The organism is Vibrio marinisediminis (assembly GCF_014050145.1).
GTDB lineage: Bacteria > Pseudomonadota > Gammaproteobacteria > Enterobacterales > Vibrionaceae > Vibrio > Vibrio marinisediminis.
Window position 1 is genome coordinate 1 of sequence record NZ_JACFYF010000166.1, and the last position, 300, is coordinate 300.

General features: G+C 71.0%; 1 protein-coding gene. It reads right to left on the bottom strand.

The genetic code is table 11. The annotated features are described in order from the left end of the window. Positions 1-50 precede the first annotated feature (50 nt). On the bottom strand, positions 51-300 hold a 250-nt coding region (locus tag H2O73_RS23805), incomplete at its 5' end, for a universal stress protein (RefSeq protein ID WP_182110773.1).

The following is a 300-nucleotide window of genomic DNA, read 5'->3' on the forward strand; positions in this document are numbered from 1 at the left end:
AACGCCCCCGGCCCGGCCCGTTCGGGCCACGGCCGGACGACGGGGCCGCGTCAGCGCACCACGGTCACCGTGATCGGGGCGTGGGTGGCGACGTAGCCGGCGTTGGAGGACAGGAAATACTCCTTCAGGCCCGGCATGTGGGTGGCCATGACGATCAGGTCGGCCTTGGTATCGCGGGCGGCCTTGAGGATGTCGGCGCCCACGTTCAGGCTCAGATCGCCGCGCAGGGTGACATGGCCGCGGGTCTTGATGTCATGGGCCAGACCCTGGTCGGCGGCGAATTGCGCGAGCCGCGCGCCG